Here is a 19990-nt window from a genome sequence, read left to right on the forward strand (position 1 = left end):
ATGCCAAGTTTATTACTAGCAAGTTTTATTTGGGCTTTTTCTTTTCCATTAATTGGGCATTTTATAACCTTAGAAATGGATAGTTTTTTTGCTGCATTTGCAAAAGTTTTTTTGTCTTTATTAGTATTTTTACCTTTTTTAAATTTTAAGCTGAATTTGCATTTAAAACTAAAACTCATAAGCATTGGAGCTTTACAACTTGGTGTGATGAATTTATTTTATTATCATTCTTTTTTATATTTAAGTGTAAGCGAAGTGGCACTTTTTACGATTTTTACACCTTTTTATGTTGTACTTTTTTATGGGCTTTTTTCAAAAAATCTTAGATATTTATATTTTATAAGTATTTTTATATGTATTGTAGGTGCTTTTGTAGTTAAATTTGATAATATTAACTCTAATTTTTTATATGGCTTTTTACTTATTCAAGGAGCTAATTTAGTATTTGGCGCTGGACAAAGTTTTTATAAAATTTTATTAGAAAAAAATACAAACTTAAATCAAAAAGAAGCTTTCGCTTATTTTTATTTAGGCGCAACCAGTATAACCTTACCTGCTTTTTTATTTTTTGGAGATTATAATAATTTACCATCCAATTTAAGTTCTTGGATAGCTTTGATTTATCTTGGGACTATTGCTTCAGGATTTGGATATTTTTTATGGAACAAAGGCTCTACTGAAGTAGATAGCGGGGTTTTAGCTTTGATGAATAATGCCATTATACCTATAAGTATTTTTATCAATATGAGTATTTTTGGAGTAGATGTAGAGCTACTACCTTTTTGCATAGGGACCTTGATCATTCTTTTTTCATTTTTTATACATAAAAAAATCATGCATTATTATAATAAGAAATCTTACTCAAATACAAACCACTAGCAGGAGCTAAAAATCTATAATGAGCTTTTTTGGCATTGATTTGATCTAAAAGCTCATTTTTGCTCATTTTTCCTTCTAATACTTTTAAAATACTTGCCATCATCATTCTAATTTGAGATCTTAAAAAACCATTTGCTTCAAAATAAAACACAGTGTAATTTTTATAAGCATAAACTCTAGTTTTATACATTTTTCTTATACTTGTTTTATTATCAGAGCCTTCTTTTTGAAAGAGTTTAAAATTATGCTCTCCTTCAAATAAAAAAGCAATTTCCTTGGCTAATTTAATATTTATTTTTGGATAAAAATACACATATGAGGCTAAAAAGGGATTATATTTTCCATGACTTATAATATAGCGATATGCTCTTTTTTGCACATCAAAACGTACTTGGAAATTTTCTTGCATTCTTTGGATATGCTTTATATGTATAAATGGGTGTACAAAATGATTGATTTTATTTTTTAAATATACAAAATCTTTAAAATGTTCTCCCGCTTTTACGCAAGCGACTGCATTAAATGCATGCACACCTTTATCAGTTCTTGAAGCAAATAAAGGCTTTTCATAAATACCCAAATGCGACAAGGCCTGCGCTAAGGTATCTTGAACACTAAGCTTATGTGGCTGGGTGGCTGAACCTTGAAATTTAGAACCATCATAAGAAAAAGTTAATTTTAAAAGCATTAATACTTACTTGCAATTTTTGCTTTAAAATAAAACAAAGAAGTAATTAAAAAGCTTGAAAAAATCACAGCAATAGCTACAAAAGGAGGATTATAAAAACTAATCAAAAGCATAAAATAAGCAAAAATAATCACAAAAATTCCAAAATAAGCAAAACCTTTTTCATAACGATAAGTTACTATACCAAAAGAGAGTGCAAAAAGCACGCTAGCTAAAGGAAATAAAGCTATAAGAATATAAATAACAAATTCTTTTGCTTTTTCTTTATTGCTTGTTACATCAGACCAATACCCATAAAAACTTTGAGTATTTAATTCTTTAGAAGAAAGTTTGCTTTTAATTAATAAATTTTTAAAACTAGAAATATGCCAATCTTCTTCTTTAATCTCATAAGCTTTTCCTTCATCTAGTTTAAAAGTAATAACACCATCATTTGTTTCTAACTTTCCTTCTTTAGCTAAAATCACTTGTTCTTTATCTTGTGGGTTTTTCTTTGGATGATACATTATGATATTTTTATAAGTTTCATCAGAATTTTTGGCATCGATAAAAACAAGCCATTCTCCATATCTTTGTCCAAATTCCCCTGTTTTTATACTTACTTTAGCACTAATTTTTTTATAATCTACAAAATTATCAAAAAGTTCAAAAGATATAGGTATAAAAACCAAAACCACCACAAGCATAAAAGCACTTACCAAAGCTGCAATTTTTGCAAAAAAACTTGCTATCATGCTTGGAGCTATACTCAAAGCAAATAACACTGTGCTTTCATTTTCCCTAGAAAGCCTATAAAAGGCCAAAGTCAAAGCTATGAAAAAAGATATGGGTAGAGTAAAAATTAATATCTTTGGTAAAAGAAAAATATATAATTTGATTAATTCAAAAAAAGTAATTTCAATATAAGCAGTAATTTTAGCAAGTTGTATAAAAAAAATAATCGAAACAATAATAAATAAAGTAAAAAATAAAGATAACATTGTACTTAAAAACTGATTAAGCAAATACTTATAAACTAGTTTCATAATATACTTTCTATACTTAGATTAATCAAAATTCCACAAAATAAAAAAGGAATCATAGGCATTTGATAATCTTTCTTGGCTATTTTTATAAACATCAAAAGACTTAAAAAACTTGCAATAAATAAAATCAAAAAGCCTTTTTCATAGCCAAAAATTCCAAAAATCAAAGCTATTATTATAACATCACCTTCCCCTAAACTTTCTAAAATTTCATCTCTTTTTTTAAAATTTTTAATAAAATTAATCACACTTTTTAGTATAAAAATTAACCCCGCTCCAAAACACACTCTAAATAAAAAGCTATCTTGAAAATCCTCTAAATTTAAACCATTTTGCAAAAAATCAAAACAAAAAGCTAAAATAAATAAAATCCAAAGCCATAGCTCACTCACTGCTTTTAGATAATAATCCATCCAAGAAAGTGCTAATAATACAGCTAGCATACAAGCAAAAATTAAAATTTGAAAAACATCTTCAATTAAATAAAAAGCAAAGACAAACAAACACGCACAAATAAATTCATTAAAAGGATAAATCAAAGAAATTCTTTCTTTACAAAAGGCACATTTGCCTTTTAAAAATACAAAAGATAACAAAGGAAAAAGATGATAAAATTTCAAAGTTTTAAAACACTTAGGGCATTTTGATCCTGGACTTATTATACTTTCTTTATTAATCGTTCTTAAAATCAAAACATTGACAAAAGAACCCACACAAAGCCCTAGTAATAAAAATAAAAATATCATTTACCAAAAGTTCTTTTGCGTTTTTTAAACTCAGTAATGATATTTGTGATTTCTTTTTTAGTAAGTGCAGGAAATAAGGTTTGACTAAAATAAATTTCTGCATAACTTGATTGCCATAATAAAAAATTTGAAATTCTTTTAGCGCTCCCTACCCTTAAAAACAAATCCACATCTTCACTTAAGTCAAGATTAGCTTGTATATTTGCTTCATTAATTTCAAGATTTTTTTCAATCACCTTTTTAACCGCTCTAACTATTTCATCCTTGCTTCCATAAGAAATAGCTAAATTTACGCATAATTTTGTGTAATTTTTAGTTTGTTCTTGAAAATTTTGTATTTTTTTCAAGGTTAATTCATCTAAAAGACTTAAATTTCCTATAGCTTTAAAACGCACTTCATTAGCTACAAATTTGTTTAAAGATTCATCAAGATATTTATTTAATAGTTTAAAAAGAAACTCCACTTCTTCTTTTGGTCTTTGCCAATTTTCTGTACTAAAAGCATAAAGGGTTAGATTTTGAATTTTTTCATCTATACATACTTCTATAATTTTTTCAACAACTTTAGCACCTTGACTATAGCCAATTTTTTCTAAAAGTCCATTTTTTCTAGCCCATCTTCTATTACCATCCATTACTACGGCAAGATGCTTTAACTCATTCATTCTATCCCTTTATATCCATCAATCTTTTAAAAACAAACATAGGATTGAGCGTATTAACTACTTCAAATTTAAAATACTCGTTTAAAAAATGTGCTACTTTGGCAAAAGGTGTTTGTATGCGTGTGATTTTACCATTATCAATTATAATTTTTAAAGCACCAAAAATTTCAAAATACAAATACACCTCTAAAATATTTCCATTTTTCTTAGCTTCAAATAAAGCTCTATTTCCCTCATAAACAAAAGGTATATGATAAATTCCTTCAAAAAACGCAAAAAACATTTCCTTATAAATTTCAAACTCATATGCGCTTTTGCTTTCCATAAGTCTTTGGATAATGAATTTTTTATACCAAGCTTTTTCATCACCTTCTTGTAAAAGCTTTTCTATAAGTTCAGTCCCTTCTTCAAAAAGTCTAATTTTAGGCTTTTTCAAAAGATTTTTAAAAGAAATCACGCCTTTGTCTTCATAAACTTCAGCTAAATACTCCTCCCCTACTTCAAGCTCTATCATACTTTTTGTTTCAAGCTTTTTAGTGTTTAAAAGCAATACATAGCGATTATATGCGCGTTTTTCTAAAATTTGCATTCTTACAGGTAAGGTTGAGTTGATGATATTCACCAAAGTTTCCTTAATTCTTGTGCTAAAATAAAACCAAGTTTTTCTTTGCTTTGTTTAGAACTTTGAGAGATGCTATCTTTAGTGATAAAACAAATGCTATTTTCATCACTTCCAAAGTTCATTTGCTCATTTAAGACATTTAAACACACCATATCTAAATTTTTACTAACTAAAGATTTTTTAGCATTTTCTAAAGCATTTTGCGCATCAAATTCCATTTTAAAGCCTATTTTTTTGCCTTTAAAATCTAAATTTTTTAAGATATCCTCATTAAGCTTTAATTTTAAATCAAGTCCGTTTAAATGCTCATTTTTCTTAATCTTCCCCTTATAAGCTTTTAGAGTAAAATCACTCACAGCAGCAGCCATAATTAAAGCATCAAAATCTTTGTATTTTTGCAATTTTTCTTTTAGTTCTAAAGAAGATTCAAATTTTTCTAATTTATAAGGTGTTTTAAACTCTACTGAGCTAACTAGCACCACCTTAGCACCTAAAAAATATAAAGCATCAGCAACCGCCTTTGCCATTTTTCCACTTGAAAAATTACTAATACATCTTACATCATCGATCTTTTCTTTAGTACCGCCACCGCTTATAACAAAACTTTTATCTTTAAAAAAATCTTCTTGCATTAGACTTCTTTTTAAAGCATTTATAATACTATCAAGCTCAGCCAAAGCTCCTAAGCCCTCATCTTTACAAGCTAGAGTTTTAACTATAGGATCAATGATAATATAACCTTGCTCTTTTAAATTTTTTAAAGAATTTTGAGTGCTAAAATGTAAATACATGTTTGTATTTGCAGCGGGTGCGATTAAAAATGGTTTATTTTTATCTACTGCTATTAAAGTTTGAATAAATAAATTATCTGCTATACCATAGTTTAATTTATTAATAGAATTTATACTAGCAGGCGCAAAAAGCACACAATCGCAAGTCTTGCTAAAAGCTATATGATTATTAGTATTTTGCCAACTTTCATTATCTTCACATAAAATTTCATCCGCTAAAGCTTCAAAGCTAAGCTTAGTGCCAAATTTTAAAACTCCCAAACTTAGCAAAACTTTAACCCTAAAGCCTTCTTTTTTTAATAAAGAAATCAGCTCATAAGCTTTATAAAAGGCTATGCTTCCACTTACTGCTAGTAAGATTGTTTTCATTTTTTACCTAGTTTTTTATAGTAAAAATCTTCTATAATTTGCGTCTTTGCTCTATTAATATACAAAGAGCCTTTTTCTACATCCTTACACACGGTGCTTCCTGCTGCGATGATTACCTCATCTTTTATCTCAACCGGAGCGATAAATTGCGTATCTGAACCCACAAAAACATTTTTACCTATTTTGGTCTTATGCTTTTTAACCCCATCATAATTACAAGTGATAGTGCCACAACCTATGTTAGTTCCCTCATCTATCTCACAATCCCCTAAATAACTCAAATGCCCTGCTTTAACTCCATTTAATAAAGCATTTTTACATTCTACGAAATTTCCTATATGGGTATTTTTAAGCTGGCATTTTGGACGCAAATGCGCTAAAGGCCCTACATCGCTATTTTCTACTATACTATCTTCAATCACACTTGAACTTTTAATGATAGAATTAATGATTTTTGATTTTCCTTCTATACGCACATTTTCATACACTTCACACTCACCTACAAACTCAACTTCATCTGAAATAAAAGTCGTCGCAGGCATGTGAAAAATCACTCCTTGCTTCATCCATTCTTTTTTAATCGCTTCTTGCATAAGATCTTGAGCTAGGCAAAGCTCAATTTTATCATTTACCCCCATAAAATCTTGCTCATTTACAAACACCGCATCGATTTCATAGCCCTTTTCTTTTGCTAAATAAACCGCATCGGTTAAATAATACTCTTTAGCTTTATTATCATTTTTTATCAAAGGCAATACTTCTTTTAAAATTTGTGCTTTTATAGCATAAACACCACTATTGCAAATGTTTATAGCAAGCTCTTCTTTGCTTGCATCTTTTGTTTCTACTATTTTTTGAATTTTATTTTCTTTTAAAACTATTCTTCCATAACTTTTTGGATCTTTTGCCTCAAAAACTGCCACATTAAAATCACTCTCATTTAAAGCTATTTTTTCTAAACCATCTGCTTTAACTAAAGGCATATCGCCACATAAAATCAATACTTTTTCATGCTTACTCTCATAACCCCTTAAAGCCCCTGCAGTACCTGGAAAATTTTGCAAGTCTTGTTCTAAAAAGCGTGTATTTGGAAAATACTCTAAAACAACTTGTTCAACCTTTTCTTTTTGATGAGAAAGCACCACACATACATCATCACTAATTTTATATGCTTGTTTTAAAATATGTAAAATCATTGCTTTTGAGCAAATTTTTTGAAGCACTTTTGGATTGTGTGATTTCATACGCGTGCCAAGTCCAGCAGCCAAAATAAGCACAGAAATTTTCATAATTTACCTTTGTTTTAAAAATTATTGCTTATTTTAACAAGCTAAAGTAAAAATTCTTACTAGTTGTTATTTGTTTTTTACAGATTTTCATTTACTTTAAACTTAAATTTATGGGGGGGGTATAATGCTTTTTTCAATTTAAATTTACTTCCAAAAAATGAATTTTTTGAAGATACTGATTTGGCTCAATTTACAGATTATAAACTTAGTGTTTCTAATGATGGCAAAAGTCTTTTAATTAGCGGTGGTGCTAATGAAAATGTAAGAGATTTATCAAAAATATTAAAATCTGAAATTGATATTAGAAAAGAAGCTTTAGATAGCTTTAATAATATAAAAGAAGATATTAAAAGAAATGAAAATTTAGAAAATTCTGGATTTGGAACCTACCAAAAACCAGGATATATTGGCGATGATGCTATGCTTGAAGCCATAGCACAAGCAGAAAAAGAACTGCAAGAACAAATTAAAAAATTAGAACAACAAATCCAAGATATACAAGATAATGATGGAAAATTTGATGGTAGTGATTTAGTTGAAAATATGAAAGATGTTAGCTTAGAAAATAAAAATTTAGCTGTAAATATGCTAAATAGTATTTTAGATTCTAAACTTAGCAATGATGCTATCGCAGCACTCACTCTAGATACCACAGGAAAAAATCTAAACACACTTACCACAAATACAAAAGCAAGTGCAAAAGCTATAGTAAATAATGCTCAAAATTCTTCTGTTAATTCATCTATAGGTGTAGCAAATGACCTAGCAATTGGAACAAGAATAGCAAAACTTTCAAATCCTTATCAAGATAAAGCTTTAGTAGAAAAATTTGCTACAACCCATATAGCAGCACTAGCAAGCGATGTTTATAATTATTATGGAAATTCTTCATTTAATAATAGCTTTTGGGGTAATGTTTTTGGTGGTGCAAATATCATAGATGGAGATAGTGGTGCTTTATATGGATTTACACTAGGTGCTGATAGAAAAATCAATGATAATGCTTTGCTTGGTTTTTACTTTACTTATGCTGATTCAACTATCAAAGATGGAGTTATGGAACAAAAATCAGATAACTATCAATTTGGTATTTATTCTTTAATTAATCCAAACGATCAATGGGAAATTAATCTAAGAGCTTACGGGCAAATTTCTCCAACAGATCAAAGTGTTGTAATGTTAAATGATTCTAATAAGGCTGATTTTGATAGTAAATTCTTTGGTTTAAGTGCTAATGCCGGTAGAATTTTTAATCCAAATTCATCATCATTATTCATCAAGCCTTTTGCTGGTATAAATTACTACTACGCACACACTCCAAGTTATAAAGAAAGTGGTATGTTTGCAAAAGATGTTCAAAGTATGACAAATAATTCCATATCTTTAGAACTTGGTACTGAATTTAGAAAATATATGAGCGAAACATCATATTTATTTATCACTCCAAAAATAGAACAATATGTAATGAATAATGGAGATGATTATGTAGCTGGATTTGTTGGATCAAATTCAAATTTTATCATCAAAGGTAATGATAAGAAAAAAACTTATGGACAAATCATCATAGGTGGAAATGTAGATATTAGTGAGCAATTTAGCTTAAATGCAGGTGTTGGAGCTAAACAAATACTAGCTGGTAAAACAGATGGTAAAAATGAAACTTATGTAAGTGGTCAAGTAGGTTTTAAATACAAATTCTAAAAAAAATATTTTTTGAGAAACTCCTAAATGCTAGAGTTTTTCACTCTAGCATTTTAAAAATAAACCATTAATTCAATCATATAAATTGCATTTTTAAGAGTAAAATTGCTAAAATAATGCTTTTAATTTTAACCAAGGAAATATTTTGAGGGTTTTACTAGTTTTATTTTTATCAAGCCTAGCTCTTTTTGGCGCTGAAGCAACTATACCAACTGTAAATTTAAGCCTTAGTGCCCCAAATAGCCCTCAACAGCTCGTAACAACTTTAAATATAATTATAGTTTTAACTATACTAGCACTTGCTCCAACTATCATCTTTGTAATGACTTCATTTTTAAGACTTATAGTAGTTTTTTCTTTTCTAAGAACTGCTCTTGGCACACAAACCATGCCTCCAAATACCATCTTAGCGACACTAGCTTTGATTTTAACTTTTTTTATTATGGAACCTGTTGCTACAAAATCATACAATGAAGGCATAAAACCATATATTGCTGAACAAATAGGCTATGAAGAAGCCTTTGCTAAAGGCGTTAAACCTTTTAAAGATTTCATGTTAAAAAATACCAGAGAAAAAGACTTAGCACTTTTTTATAGGATCAGAAATTTAGAAAATCCAAAAACCATAGATGATGTTCCTTTAACGGTTTTAGTGCCTGCTTTTATGATAAGTGAACTCAAAACTGCCTTTGAAATAGGCTTTTTACTTTTCTTGCCATTTTTAGTTATTGATATGGTAGTAAGCTCAGTGCTAATGGCTATGGGTATGATGATGTTACCACCTGTTATGATTTCCATGCCTTTTAAATTGCTTATTTTTGTTTTGGTAGATGGATGGAATTTGCTTATACAAAATCTCGTCAAAAGCTTTTTAACTTAGCAATTTAGAGCAAAAATATGTGTATTATTAGCTTTATTTGTATTTTTCTAAATCAAAGATTTTAAATGGCATTTGCTATATTTGGAAAATACCTTTATGATAATCTTGCCTTCACTCTTAAAGCTCACACTCAAAAAGAAAGTAAAAAAGCTTTTAAAATCATAGAAAAATATAAAAATCAATATTATTTTTTAGGCTATATTCAATATGAATTCTATAAATATCTAGAAGATAAAAATTATAAAAGCAAAGAGCCTTTTTTATATTTTTTTGCTTTTAAATCAAAAAAAATCTTTACAAACGAAGAAAAAAATTTAGACTTTTATCCAAGTTTTTCATCCAATTTAAACCAAGAAAAGTATTTTGAAAACTTTGACAAAGTCAAAGAAGCCATAGCTAAAGGTCAAAGTTATCAAGTTAATCTTACTCAAGAACTACATTTACAATCAAATCTTAATGTGTATGAGAGTTTTTTAAGCCTTTATCCTAAGCAAAATACCCCCTATAAAGCTTATATGAAAAATGAATTTTTAGAATTGGCTTCATTTTCACCTGAACTTTTTTTTAAAATCAAAAATAAAAAAATCATCACAAAACCCATGAAAGGCACAATCAAACGCTCAAATAATCCAAAAGAAGATGAAAATCTAAAAAACTTTTTAAAATGCGATGAAAAAACTATTAGCGAAAATGTAATGATAGTTGATTTATTACGCAATGATATTTCAAAACTCATCAAAAAACATTCTTTAAAATGCAAACTTTTTAAGGTTAAAACCTACCCTACCTTACACCAACTCATTTCAAAAATAAGTGGGAAATTAAAACAAGAAAATGATTATTTTAAAATTTTCAAAGCCCTTTTTCCATGTGGATCTATCACAGGTGCGCCCAAAATAGAAACTATTAAACTCATAGAAAATTTAGAGCAAAGAAAACGCGGGATTTATTGTGGAGCGATAGGTTTAATCCATAAAGATAAAGCAAAATTTAGCGTAGCCATACGCACTTTAGAGAAAAAAAATAATGATGATTTTTTAAGATATGGTGTAGGAAGCGGACTTGTGTGGGACTCACAAAAACAAGATGAATTTGAAGAATTAAAACTAAAAAGTAAAATTTTAAAACCTAACTTTTATTTATTTGAAACAATGTATTATAAAAATCACTCTATTTTATTTTTCAAAGAACATTTGACAAGAATTTTAAACTCAGCTAATTTTTTTGGCTTTGATACTCAAAGATTAAAACATGATTTTAAAAATATACTAGAGAGCAAAGATAAAAAATTCCATTTTAAATCTTTACAAAATTTTAACAATTTTGTTTTCAATCATCATCATTTTTTTACAAAAAGTAATTTTACTCAAAAAGGCTCAAAGGCTATTAAATTAAAACTTTTTAAAAATGGCCTTTATGAGTTTGATTTTAGCAATATACAAGAAAATTCAAGCAAAAAACTACTCATAAATAAAGACATCATAAAAGTAAATCTTTTAACACACCATAAAACTTCTCTGCGTAGTTTATATGAGACAAATTCTCATCTATGGAAAGAAAATATTTGCTATGACATAGTTTTTTTTGATGAAAAAGGCATACTTTGTGAGGGTTCAAGAAGTAACATTATTATAAATTTAAATGATGAGTATTTTACCCCTTATGCTAAAAACTGCCTAAATGGTATTTATAGACAAACACTCTTAAAACACAAGCTCATCAAAGAAAAAGATATCACTAAAGATGAGCTTTTAAATGCTAAAGAAATTTATGCTATTAATTCTTTAAGAGGCTTAAAAAAGGTATTTTTGTGAAAGTTTTGATTATAGATAATTATGATTCTTTTACCTACACCATAGCCTTTTATTTAAAAGAATTAAACATTGCTTATAAAATTATTAAAAACGATAAAATCAAAAATCCAAAAAAGCTTAAAAAATATGATTTTACCCATCTTTTAATCTCCCCTGGACCAAATTCTCCAAAAGAATCAAAGTTAAGTTTAAAAGCTATAAAGTATTTTAAAAAAGATAAAAAAATTCTTGGAATTTGTCTAGGACACCAATGCATAGCACATGCTTTTGGTGGTAAAATTTCTAAACTTCCAAATCCAACTCATGGTAAGGTAAAAACTATAAAATTTAAACCAAACCCACTTTTTAAAAACCTTGAGCAAAATTTTAAAATTTGTTTATATCACTCTCTTTATGTTAATCATATAGGTAAAAAATGTGAAATTTTAGCCCATAGTGAAGATAATATCATCATAGCTTTAAAACATAAAAAATACGATATTTATGGAGTTCAATTCCACCCTGAAGCCATACTAAGTCAAAATGGCAAAAAGCTACTTAAAAACTTTCTTACTTTGCAATAATCTAATATTTATATTTTTTTCATTTACTTTAAACTTAAATTTATGGGGGGGGGTATAATGCTTTTTTCAATTTAAATTTACAAGGAGTAATCAAATGAAACTTTCTTATTACACAAGTAAAGTTTTAATGGGAGTTAGCATTAGTGCTTTATTAAGCGGTGCTGCTTTAGCTCAAGAAATTACTATTGCTGATGGCGATGGTAGTATGGAACAACATTTTGAAACAAATGATGGGCAACATTTTACTTTAAAAAATGATTATACTAATGGCAATTTAACCATAAATATCAACAATACAGATCTACCTAACAGCATAGCAAAAGAAGGCTATGAAGATCTTGCGACAGTGAATATTAATTTAGGCTCTAATGATCTTACTATTAAAAATATTTCACATGGAGATATTTCTACCTATGTAACAAATTATACCATCAATGCTAAAAAAACTGAAGCTATAGATGTAATATTTCAAAGCACAAATGGAAAATCTATCGTAAATGGAGATTTTAGTATAAAAGGTTCATCTAGTCCTACAGAAGGTGTTTTAGATGATATAAAATCTTCAGCTATTTTAATCGGCGATGGACATGGCCTACGAGGCTCTCTTGAAGTAAATGGAAATTTTACAGCAGATCAATCTACTCTATTTACTATAGGTGGTAATAAAAGTCAAAATCATATACAAGTAAATGGTAAAACAAATATCACAAATTCAAACTTTTCCATAGGAACAACAAGTTTTGGTGATTTAGCTTTAAATAATTATGTTTTTATGAGTGCAAGTGAAGGATTTAATGAAGATATAACAAGCTCAAACAAAGCAAGTGCAAACATAAGTAAAAATTTTGAAAGCATTGTTGGTATGAGCAACAAAGACTTAGGACTTGATTATGAAGTTGTAAGAGCTATGGATGTAAAAGATTTTGTTGAATATGAACTTTCTACAAAAGATAATAAGCTTTTAATTAGTGGTGGTGCAAATGAAAATGTAAATAACAATAAGATGATTCTAGAAAGCGATAAAAAATATCTAGAATTAGTTAAAACTGATTTAGAAGATGCCAAAGATGATGAAGGTGTTAATATAGAAAAAATTGATGAAGCTATTGCAAAAATTAATGAGCAAATAAAACAAATTCAAGATATGATTAGCAATGCTGGAAGTGGAGAAATCTCTAATGATGATTATATTAAAAACGATTCTAGTGTTTCAGCTTCTAACAAAGACTTTGTTTCTAAAATTTTAGATGGACTTAAAATTGGTGGAGATTTAAATGCAATAGGTAGTATTAAATTTGATAAAGTCGGGGAACAAGTAGCAAATGATATAAAAGATTCAGCTAAATCTATCTCAAATGTAAATCAAGCCTCATCAGGTATAAACTCGACTATCAATGTATCAAATGATGTATCCATAGGTTCTCGTGTAGCTATGTTAAATAATCCTTATGGAAATTACGCTACAAAATTATCTCAAATAAGATTTGCTACTAATGATTATAGAGGAAATTATGTTGATAATTATAATAACAGCATTTGGGGTAATGTAATAGGCGGTGCAAACATCATAGATGGAGATAGTGGTGCTTTATATGGAGCCACTATAGGTATGGATAGAAAAGTCAATGATGATGTTATTATTGGTGCTTATTTTACTTATGCAAACGCTGAAATAAAAGATAATCTTTTAACCCAAAAATCAGATAATTTCCAATTTGGTGCTTATTCTAATATCCATATAAGTCCAAAGGTAGAAGTTAATGTTAAGGCTTATGCTCAAATTTCTCCAACAGATCAAGATATTGTAAATAGAGGATTTAACACTACAAATAGTGCTGACTTTAATAGAAAATTCCTTGGTTTGAGTGCTAACATGGGATATATTTTTGATTTTAGTAGTAATACCTTATTTATCAAACCTTTTGCCGGAGCAAACTACTACTATGCACATACCCCAAGCTATAAAGAAAACGGAATTGCAGGAAAAGATGTCAATAGCGCTAGTAATAATTCTATTTCTTTAGAACTTGGTGCTGAATTTAGAAAATATATGAGCGAAACATCGTATTTATTTATCACTCCAAAAATAGAACAATATGTAATGAATAATGGAGATGATTATGTAGCGAGTTTAAATGGAGTAGCACTACCTAGCGTAAAAAGTGATGATAAGAAAAAAACTTATGGACAAATCATCATAGGTGGAAATGTAGATATTAACGAGCAATTTAGCCTAAATGCAGGTGTTGGGGCTAAACAAATACTAGCTGGTAAAACAGATGGTAAAAATGAAACTTATGTAAGTGGTCAAGTAGGTTTTAAATACAAATTCTAAAAAAAATATTTTTTGAGAAACTCCTAAATGCTAGAGTTTTTCACTCTAGCATTTTAAAAACTCTCATACTCTTTAGCTATAAAAACTTCATCATCTTTTATAATTAATGGGCGTTTTATAAGCGTTGGATTTTGCAAAATCATCACTTTAATTTCATCTTGGTTTAAATTTTGAAGTTTTTCTTTATTTAACCCTAATTTTCTAGCACTCATACCCGCTGTATTTACAAGCTCTAAAACACTCCTTTTGCTAAGCCAAAAATTTAAAGTTTCTTCATCTAGCTTTTTAATGTCTAAAAATTCAAATTCAATTTGCTTAGAATTTAAATAATCCATGGCCTTTTTAACACTATTACAATTTTTAATACCATAAAATTTTAACATTTTCTTGCCTTTTTAACTAAGTCTGCTATGATAAATGCTAATTCTAAAGCTTGGTCAGCATTTAATCTTGGATCACATTGTGTTTCATAGCGTTTGGAAAGTTCTTCTTGAGTGATATTTAAAGAGCCTCCTACACATTCTGTTACATTTTGCCCTGTCATTTCCAAATGTACCCCACCAGGATACACTCCTTCACTCATAGCTATCTCAAAAAACGCACGCACTTCTTGAATAATTTTATCAAATTCTCTTGTTTTAAAATTACCTGATTTAACCGTATTTGCATGCATAGGATCTATGCTATAAAGTATATTAAACCCTTCTTGTTTTAACTCTTTAAATAATTTTGGCAAGGCATTTTCTATCTTATCACATCCCATACGGATGATGAAATTTAATCTTCCTGCTTCATTATGCGGATTTAAAATACTTGCTAGCTTTTTTATTTCATCTAAATCATAATTAGCACTAAGCTTAACACCGAGTGGATTTTTTACTCCACTTAAAAAATGCACATGTGCTTCATCTGCTTTTCTAGTACGCTCACCTATCCAAAGCATATGTGCTGAACAATCATAAATTTCCCCGCTTAAACTATCTACTCTAGTTAAAGCTTCTTCATAAGGCAAAAGCAAGGCTTCATGGGAAGTATAAAAGGCTGTTTGGGAAAGATTTGGGGTATCAGTGATACCACAAGCTTGCATAAAAGCTAAAGCTTGAGTGATTTTTTCACTAAGTTCATTATATTTTTTCCCAAGCTCTGCTTTTTTTAAAAAACCCAAATTCCACTTATGCACTACTCTTAAATCCGCTAAACCACCTCTTGAAAAAGCTCTTAATAAATTTAAAGTTGTAGCACTTTGATAATACGCTTCTAACATTCTTTTAGGATCGGCTATTCTTGATTTTTCATTAAATTCAAAACCATTAATAATATCCCCACGATAACTTGGAAGTGTTACTCCATCTACTTCTTCAAAATCACTACTTCTTGGCTTTGCAAATTGTCCTGCAACACGCCCTACTTTAACAATAGGACAAGATCCTGCAAAAGTAAGTACTATGGCCATTTGAAGCATAACTTTAAACATATCTCTTATATTATCAGCACCAAAATTTACAAAACTCTCTGCACAATCTCCTCCTTGGAGTAAAAATGCTTGAGAATTTACAACCTTAGCAAGGGATTTTTTTAACTTATCTACCTCACCTGCAAAAACAAGTGGTGGTAATTTTTCTAATTTTTTAACAACATCTTGTAATTCATTTTCATCAGGATATTGCGGCTGTTGCTGAATTTTATAATTTTTCCAAGAATCTTTAGTCCATTTCATAGCTTAACTTCCTAATTTTAAGTAAGCTAAAATTATACAAAATGAGACTTAAATTAAGATTTCAAAACACTCTCAACGCGTTCAAGGCTATCTTGTTTATATAGAGTTAAACGCACTATAGAATCTTCTAGTGCTAAAAGATTATGAATTTCATTAGCTTTTAAACTAATGCTATCTAAAGATTTAAGTAGAATTTGCTGATTTAAAACTCCAAAATCAATAGAGCCTTTTAATACTTGTATAGTAATATCAAAAGGTGCTTTATGATCTTTCATAAAGCTATCCTTTGACATATTTATGCATATTTCCTTAGCATAAGCATTTTCTATTTTTTTAGATATATTTATGCCATTTTCAATTTCTTGTTCCCAAGAAATTACTTCATGCATTTGAGTTCTAAATTTCATTTTATTTTTTAAGTTCTTTAATACGAGCAGCCTTACCTCTTCTATCTCTTAAATAGAATAATCTAGCACGGCGTACACGACCTCTTCTTAATACTGTAATACTTTCTAAACTTTCACTATAAATAGGGAAAATTCTTTCAACACCTACATTATTAGCGCCTATTTTACGCACAATGAAAGTTTCATCTACACCATTTCCTCTACGCGCTATACAAATACCTTCAAAATTTTGAATTCTTGTTTTATCGCCTTCTTTAATGCGAATAGCAAGTCTTAAAGTATCTCCAGCACGAAATTCTGGAACATTTTTACCTTCAATTTGTTTTTGCTCAAATTGCTCAATGTATTTATTTTTCATAACGATATTCCTTAAAATTTGCGTTCATGCTTTTGATACAAATCAGGACGAAAATATTTCGTTTTGCAAGACGCCAAAGTAGTTTTTAAAGCTGTGATTTTAGCGTGATTTCCCTTTAAAAACTCTGAAGGAACATAAAATTTTTTATTTTCCTTTTCAAAAACAAATGGCTTAGAAAATGATGGTGCTTCTAATAAATCATTTTCAAAACTTTCTTCACTTAAACTTTCACTATTTCCAAGAACATCTTGAATATTTCTACTAATAGCATCACACATCACCAAAGATGCCAACTCTCCACCTGTAAGTATAAAATCTCCTATAGAAAACACTTCATTAGCAAATTCTTCCACAATACGCTCATCTAAACCCTCATATCTACTACATACAAAACAAATATGCTCTTTGACGCTTAATCTTTTAGCATCTATTTGCTTAAAAGTTTTAGCACATGGTAAAAGAAAAATAAAATGCGTATTTTTATCTTGGCTTTTAATATGCGTTAAACAATCATATAAAGGCTGAGCTTGTAATAAAAGTCCCGCACCACCGCCTATTTTATAATCATCTACTTTTAGATGTTTATTTGTAGTAAAATTTCTAGGATTAACAAAATCAAATTCTAAAATTCCTTTTTCTTTTGCCCTTGCCAAAATAGAAGTTTTAAAATAAGGCTCAATAAGCTCTGGGAATAAACTTACAAAAGTATATTTCATGAATTTTCTAAAATATCTAAAGCAGATTGTGTGAATATTTTTTTATTTTCTATATCAACTTTTTGAATATATTTATCAACATAAGGAATATAAAAGTTTTTAACCTTTGTCTGTAGTTTTTCATCGCATTTTATATAGAATAAAAATCCAACTCCATTTTCTAAAATATCTTCAACTACACCTAATTTTTGTTCATTTTCAAAAATTTCACAGCCTATAATATCAAAATAAAAATACTCATCTTTTTTTAACTTACAAGTTTCTTTTGTAGTTTTTATGCTTTGAAATAGTGTAATATTAGTTAGTTTTTTTGCAGATTCTAAATTCTCAAAATCTTCAAATAAAACCAAAGATCTTGTTTTATCAAAAGCTTTTATGGTGTAAATTTTTTGATTACCATCAAAAAATTTAGCACCTGCTTTAAACTGCTCATAAAAATCACTTAAGTTATGTAATTTTACATAACCTTTCAAACCAACACTTTTCCCAAGTTTAGCAACTTGGACCAAATCATTCTTCAATAGCTTTTACCGTTATACGATATGAAGTTGCATCTTTAACTTTATAAGCCATAATAACTGTTTTTATTGCGTTGATTAATTTCCCGTTTTTTCCGATCAACTTACCAGTATCAGTTGGATCAACATAAATGATAATTTCAGCAAAATTGTTTTCTAAATTTTGTTTTTGTATATCAACTTTTTCAGGAAAATCAACAATTAATTTTGCGTATTCTCTTAAAAAATTTTCAACCATTTTTATTTGCTTGTAATAGCTGCTACTCTATCGCTTAATTTAGCACCTACGCTCTTCCAATAAGCTAAACGCTCAGCATCAAATTTTACTACTTCAGGTTCAACCATAGGATTATAATATCCAATGCTTTCTATCCAACTACCATCGCGTCTTTTTCTACTATCAGTTACAACTATACGATAAAATGGTCTTTTTTTGCGTCCCATTTTTGTAAGTCTGATTACTGTCATTTTAATACTCCTAAAAAAATTAAAATTTTGTTATAGATATTTTAACTCATATATCCATAAAAAAGCTTTAATTATTGCGGTCTTTTAGCTTGCTGCAACATATTCATAAAATTTTCCATTCCTTTTTTGTTTGAAAATTTCTTTGCCAACTTAGCCGCATTACTAAATTGTTTTAAAAAGCGATTTACTTCCATTTGAGATAAACCAGCACCCTCTGCAATACGACGCTTTCTTGCGTTGTTTAACAAATCAGGATTTTCTCTTTCTTTTGGCGTCATTGATGAAATCATTGCTTTAATATGAATAATTTCTTTAGAATTATCCAAATCAATATCTTTAATATTTGCTGCCATAGATGATAAACCAGGTATCATACCAATGATTGATTTCATACTACCAAGTTTTTTAACACTTTCCATTTGATTTAAAAAGTCATTGAAATTAAATTCACCTTTTTTGATTTTTTTATTAAGTTTTTTTGCTTCTTTTTCATCTATAATAGCGGCAGTTTTTTCAGCCAAAGTCGCTAAATCACCCTCGCCCATGATACGATTAACAATTCTATCAGGGATAAACACTTCTAAATCAGCTACTTTCTCACCAACACCAATAAATCTTAAAGGCACACCAATTTGTTTAGCTATACCTAGCGCAACACCACCTTTAGTATCTGCATCAAATTTACTTAAAATAACCCCAGTGATTTCTAAAGCTTCATTAAAGCTACTTGCTGTTTTAACTCCATCTTGACCACTCATAGCATCAGCTACATAAAATACTTCATCAGGATTTAAAATAGCTTTTACTTCTTTAAGCTCATTCATCAAAGCTATATCAATTGCCAAACGGCCGGCAGTATCTACAAGCAAAACATCATACATAGAATTTTTTGCTTTTTCTAAAGCTTGTTTAGCTACATTTAAAGGATTACTTTCATTTTCTATGAAAAATAAATCAAGCTCATTAGCTTGAGTGAGTTGTCTTAATTGCTCTACCGCAGCTAATCTTTGCAAGTCACATGCAGCAATTAATACTTTTTTATTTCTTAGTTTTAAGTAATTAGCAATTTTTACCGTAGTAGTTGTTTTACCACCACCTTGCAAACCACACATCAAAACAACCGTAGGTGGCTTACTAGCAAATACAAAACCTTGATTTTTACCTTTAACACTAAGAATTTCTTCTAAATTTTTCTTAATTGAGTCTAAAAATTGCTTTTGGCCTATGCCATTAGTTTTTACATCATTTTCTACTAAAGTGAGTAATTCTTTCGTAACTTTATGATGTACATCTGCTTTTAAAAGGGCTTTTTTTAAAGTGTCAAGAGCATTTTTTAAAGCTTTTTCATCATCAACAAAACGAAGTTTATTAACCGCGGATTTAAATGACTCACTAACTATTTCAAACACTTTATTTTCCCTTTATTAAAATTTTAAAAA

Annotated in this window: 22 protein-coding genes; 6 read left to right on the forward strand and 16 right to left on the reverse strand. The window is 28.7% G+C overall.

The features are described from left to right. A complete protein-coding gene (locus tag L8X50_RS00475; RefSeq protein ID WP_263660096.1) occupies positions 1-879 on the forward strand; it encodes an EamA family transporter in 879 nt (292 codons plus the stop codon). Here the strand turns inward: L8X50_RS00475 and truA are convergent. The 7 genes from truA to glmU are packed head-to-tail and all read right to left on the reverse strand — an operon-like array spanning position 833 to position 7074. Further along, the gene (gene truA / locus L8X50_RS00480) at positions 833-1567 is read right to left on the reverse strand and encodes a tRNA pseudouridine(38-40) synthase TruA (RefSeq protein ID WP_263660097.1); all 735 of its coding nucleotides are present in this window, start codon (positions 1565-1567) and stop codon (positions 833-835) included. The genes L8X50_RS00475 and truA overlap by 47 nt on opposite strands. Beyond that, the gene (locus L8X50_RS00485) at positions 1567-2592 is read right to left on the reverse strand and encodes an LptF/LptG family permease (protein WP_263660098.1); all 1026 of its coding nucleotides are present in this window, start codon (positions 2590-2592) and stop codon (positions 1567-1569) included. Before L8X50_RS00485 ends, truA begins: the two co-directional genes overlap by 1 nt. Next, positions 2589-3338, reverse strand: a complete 750-nt coding sequence (locus L8X50_RS00490; protein ID WP_263660099.1) for a prepilin peptidase — start codon at positions 3336-3338, stop codon at positions 2589-2591. Before L8X50_RS00490 ends, L8X50_RS00485 begins: the two co-directional genes overlap by 4 nt. Continuing rightward, on the reverse strand, positions 3335-4003 hold the full coding sequence (gene uppS, locus L8X50_RS00495; RefSeq protein WP_263659070.1) for a polyprenyl diphosphate synthase: 669 nt from the start codon (positions 4001-4003) through the stop codon (positions 3335-3337). The genes L8X50_RS00490 and uppS overlap by 4 nt, the downstream gene beginning before the upstream one ends. 1 nt (position 4004) lies before the next feature. After that, a complete protein-coding gene (locus tag L8X50_RS00500; protein WP_047208387.1) occupies positions 4005-4625 on the reverse strand; it encodes a hypothetical protein in 621 nt (206 codons plus the stop codon). After that, positions 4622-5785, reverse strand: coding sequence for a bifunctional phosphopantothenoylcysteine decarboxylase/phosphopantothenate--cysteine ligase CoaBC (gene coaBC, locus L8X50_RS00505; RefSeq protein WP_263660100.1), 1164 nt, complete (start codon positions 5783-5785; stop codon positions 4622-4624). The genes L8X50_RS00500 and coaBC overlap by 4 nt, the downstream gene beginning before the upstream one ends. Next, positions 5782-7074: a bifunctional UDP-N-acetylglucosamine diphosphorylase/glucosamine-1-phosphate N-acetyltransferase GlmU gene (glmU, locus tag L8X50_RS00510; protein ID WP_263660101.1), complete on the reverse strand. Its 1293-nt coding sequence runs from the start codon at positions 7072-7074 to the stop codon at positions 5782-5784. The genes coaBC and glmU overlap by 4 nt, the downstream gene beginning before the upstream one ends. Positions 7075-7659: 585 nt before the next feature. On the opposite strand from glmU, the gene L8X50_RS00515 reads away from it, so the two are divergent. The 5 genes from L8X50_RS00515 (at position 7660) to L8X50_RS00535 (ending at position 14367) form a co-directional block, all read left to right on the forward strand. Then, positions 7660-8775: an autotransporter outer membrane beta-barrel domain-containing protein gene (locus L8X50_RS00515; RefSeq protein WP_412175480.1), complete on the forward strand. Its 1116-nt coding sequence runs from the start codon at positions 7660-7662 to the stop codon at positions 8773-8775. A 145-nt stretch (positions 8776-8920) separates the two neighbouring features. Continuing rightward, the gene (gene fliP / locus L8X50_RS00520) at positions 8921-9655 is read left to right on the forward strand and encodes a flagellar type III secretion system pore protein FliP (protein WP_133318758.1); all 735 of its coding nucleotides are present in this window, start codon (positions 8921-8923) and stop codon (positions 9653-9655) included. Positions 9656-9720: 65 nt separating this feature from the next. Continuing rightward, a complete protein-coding gene (locus L8X50_RS00525) occupies positions 9721-11469 on the forward strand; it encodes a bifunctional anthranilate synthase component I family protein/class IV aminotransferase (protein WP_263660103.1) in 1749 nt (582 codons plus the stop codon). Further along, positions 11466-12032 (forward strand): anthranilate synthase component II, encoded by a 567-nt coding sequence (locus L8X50_RS00530; RefSeq protein WP_263660104.1) that lies wholly within the window; start codon positions 11466-11468, stop codon positions 12030-12032. The genes L8X50_RS00525 and L8X50_RS00530 overlap by 4 nt, the downstream gene beginning before the upstream one ends. A gap of 94 nt (positions 12033-12126) precedes the next feature. Next, entirely contained in the window at positions 12127-14367 is a 2241-nt protein-coding gene (locus tag L8X50_RS00535) for an autotransporter outer membrane beta-barrel domain-containing protein (protein WP_263660105.1), read from the forward strand. A 53-nt stretch (positions 14368-14420) separates the two neighbouring features. On the opposite strand, the gene L8X50_RS00540 is transcribed toward L8X50_RS00535, so the two are convergent. From L8X50_RS00540 to ffh, 9 genes are all read right to left on the reverse strand, one after another. After that, on the reverse strand, positions 14421-14750 hold the full coding sequence (locus L8X50_RS00540) for a Spx/MgsR family RNA polymerase-binding regulatory protein (protein WP_263660106.1): 330 nt from the start codon (positions 14748-14750) through the stop codon (positions 14421-14423). Beyond that, positions 14744-16084, reverse strand: coding sequence for a class II 3-deoxy-7-phosphoheptulonate synthase (locus tag L8X50_RS00545; protein WP_263660107.1), 1341 nt, complete (start codon positions 16082-16084; stop codon positions 14744-14746). The genes L8X50_RS00540 and L8X50_RS00545 overlap by 7 nt, the downstream gene beginning before the upstream one ends. A gap of 53 nt (positions 16085-16137) precedes the next feature. Further along, complete coding sequence (locus tag L8X50_RS00550; protein ID WP_243705616.1) at positions 16138-16491, reverse strand: cupin domain-containing protein; 354 nt, start codon at positions 16489-16491, stop codon at positions 16138-16140. Between the two features lies 1 nt (position 16492). Further along, entirely contained in the window at positions 16493-16849 is a 357-nt protein-coding gene (gene rplS / locus L8X50_RS00555) for a 50S ribosomal protein L19 (RefSeq protein WP_012661698.1), read from the reverse strand. A gap of 11 nt (positions 16850-16860) precedes the next feature. Beyond that, entirely contained in the window at positions 16861-17565 is a 705-nt protein-coding gene (gene trmD / locus L8X50_RS00560; RefSeq protein WP_133318752.1) for a tRNA (guanosine(37)-N1)-methyltransferase TrmD, read from the reverse strand. After that, positions 17562-18086 carry a ribosome maturation factor RimM gene (gene rimM, locus L8X50_RS00565; RefSeq protein ID WP_263660108.1) on the reverse strand — a complete coding sequence of 175 codons (525 nt, stop codon included), beginning with the start codon at positions 18084-18086 and terminating at the stop codon, positions 17562-17564. Before rimM ends, trmD begins: the two co-directional genes overlap by 4 nt. Then, entirely contained in the window at positions 18076-18321 is a 246-nt protein-coding gene (locus L8X50_RS00570) for a KH domain-containing protein (protein ID WP_043019956.1), read from the reverse strand. Before L8X50_RS00570 ends, rimM begins: the two co-directional genes overlap by 11 nt. 2 nt (positions 18322-18323) lie before the next feature. Further along, complete coding sequence (gene rpsP, locus L8X50_RS00575) at positions 18324-18551, reverse strand: 30S ribosomal protein S16 (RefSeq protein WP_012661702.1); 228 nt, start codon at positions 18549-18551, stop codon at positions 18324-18326. A gap of 71 nt (positions 18552-18622) precedes the next feature. After that, positions 18623-19960: a signal recognition particle protein gene (gene ffh / locus L8X50_RS00580; protein WP_220566836.1), complete on the reverse strand. Its 1338-nt coding sequence runs from the start codon at positions 19958-19960 to the stop codon at positions 18623-18625. Positions 19961-19990: the final 30 nt, after the last annotated feature.

The sequence above is a fragment of the Campylobacter sp. CNRCH_2013_0898h genome (genome assembly GCF_025772965.1).
GTDB classification, from domain to species: domain Bacteria; phylum Campylobacterota; class Campylobacteria; order Campylobacterales; family Campylobacteraceae; genus Campylobacter_D; species Campylobacter_D lari_D.

Bases quoted from the DNA above. Each gene is read 5' to 3' on its own strand.
- L8X50_RS00515 (WP_412175480.1), top strand. From the start codon at position 7,660: ATGCTAAATAGTATTTTAGATTCTAAACTTAGCAATGATGCTATCGCA.
- trmD (WP_133318752.1), bottom strand. From the start codon at position 17,565: ATGAAATATACTTTTGTAAGTTTATTCCCAGAGCTTATTGAGCCTTAT.
- L8X50_RS00525 (WP_263660103.1), top strand. From the start codon at position 9,721: ATGGCATTTGCTATATTTGGAAAATACCTTTATGATAATCTTGCCTTC.
- rplS (WP_012661698.1), bottom strand. From the start codon at position 16,849: ATGAAAAATAAATACATTGAGCAATTTGAGCAAAAACAAATTGAAGGT.
- L8X50_RS00540 (WP_263660106.1), bottom strand. From the start codon at position 14,750: ATGTTAAAATTTTATGGTATTAAAAATTGTAATAGTGTTAAAAAGGCC.
- L8X50_RS00550 (WP_243705616.1), bottom strand. From the start codon at position 16,491: ATGAAATTTAGAACTCAAATGCATGAAGTAATTTCTTGGGAACAAGAA.
- L8X50_RS00545 (WP_263660107.1), bottom strand. From the start codon at position 16,084: ATGAAATGGACTAAAGATTCTTGGAAAAATTATAAAATTCAGCAACAG.
- L8X50_RS00485 (WP_263660098.1), bottom strand. From the start codon at position 2,592: ATGAAACTAGTTTATAAGTATTTGCTTAATCAGTTTTTAAGTACAATG.
- L8X50_RS00535 (WP_263660105.1), top strand. From the start codon at position 12,127: ATGAAACTTTCTTATTACACAAGTAAAGTTTTAATGGGAGTTAGCATT.
- truA (WP_263660097.1), bottom strand. From the start codon at position 1,567: ATGCTTTTAAAATTAACTTTTTCTTATGATGGTTCTAAATTTCAAGGT.
- uppS (WP_263659070.1), bottom strand. From the start codon at position 4,003: ATGAATGAGTTAAAGCATCTTGCCGTAGTAATGGATGGTAATAGAAGA.
- L8X50_RS00570 (WP_043019956.1), bottom strand. From the start codon at position 18,321: ATGGTTGAAAATTTTTTAAGAGAATACGCAAAATTAATTGTTGATTTT.
- glmU (WP_263660101.1), bottom strand. From the start codon at position 7,074: ATGAAAATTTCTGTGCTTATTTTGGCTGCTGGACTTGGCACGCGTATG.
- L8X50_RS00490 (WP_263660099.1), bottom strand. From the start codon at position 3,338: ATGATATTTTTATTTTTATTACTAGGGCTTTGTGTGGGTTCTTTTGTC.
- L8X50_RS00475 (WP_263660096.1), top strand. From the start codon at position 1: ATGCCAAGTTTATTACTAGCAAGTTTTATTTGGGCTTTTTCTTTTCCA.
- rpsP (WP_012661702.1), bottom strand. From the start codon at position 18,551: ATGACAGTAATCAGACTTACAAAAATGGGACGCAAAAAAAGACCATTT.
- coaBC (WP_263660100.1), bottom strand. From the start codon at position 5,785: ATGAAAACAATCTTACTAGCAGTAAGTGGAAGCATAGCCTTTTATAAA.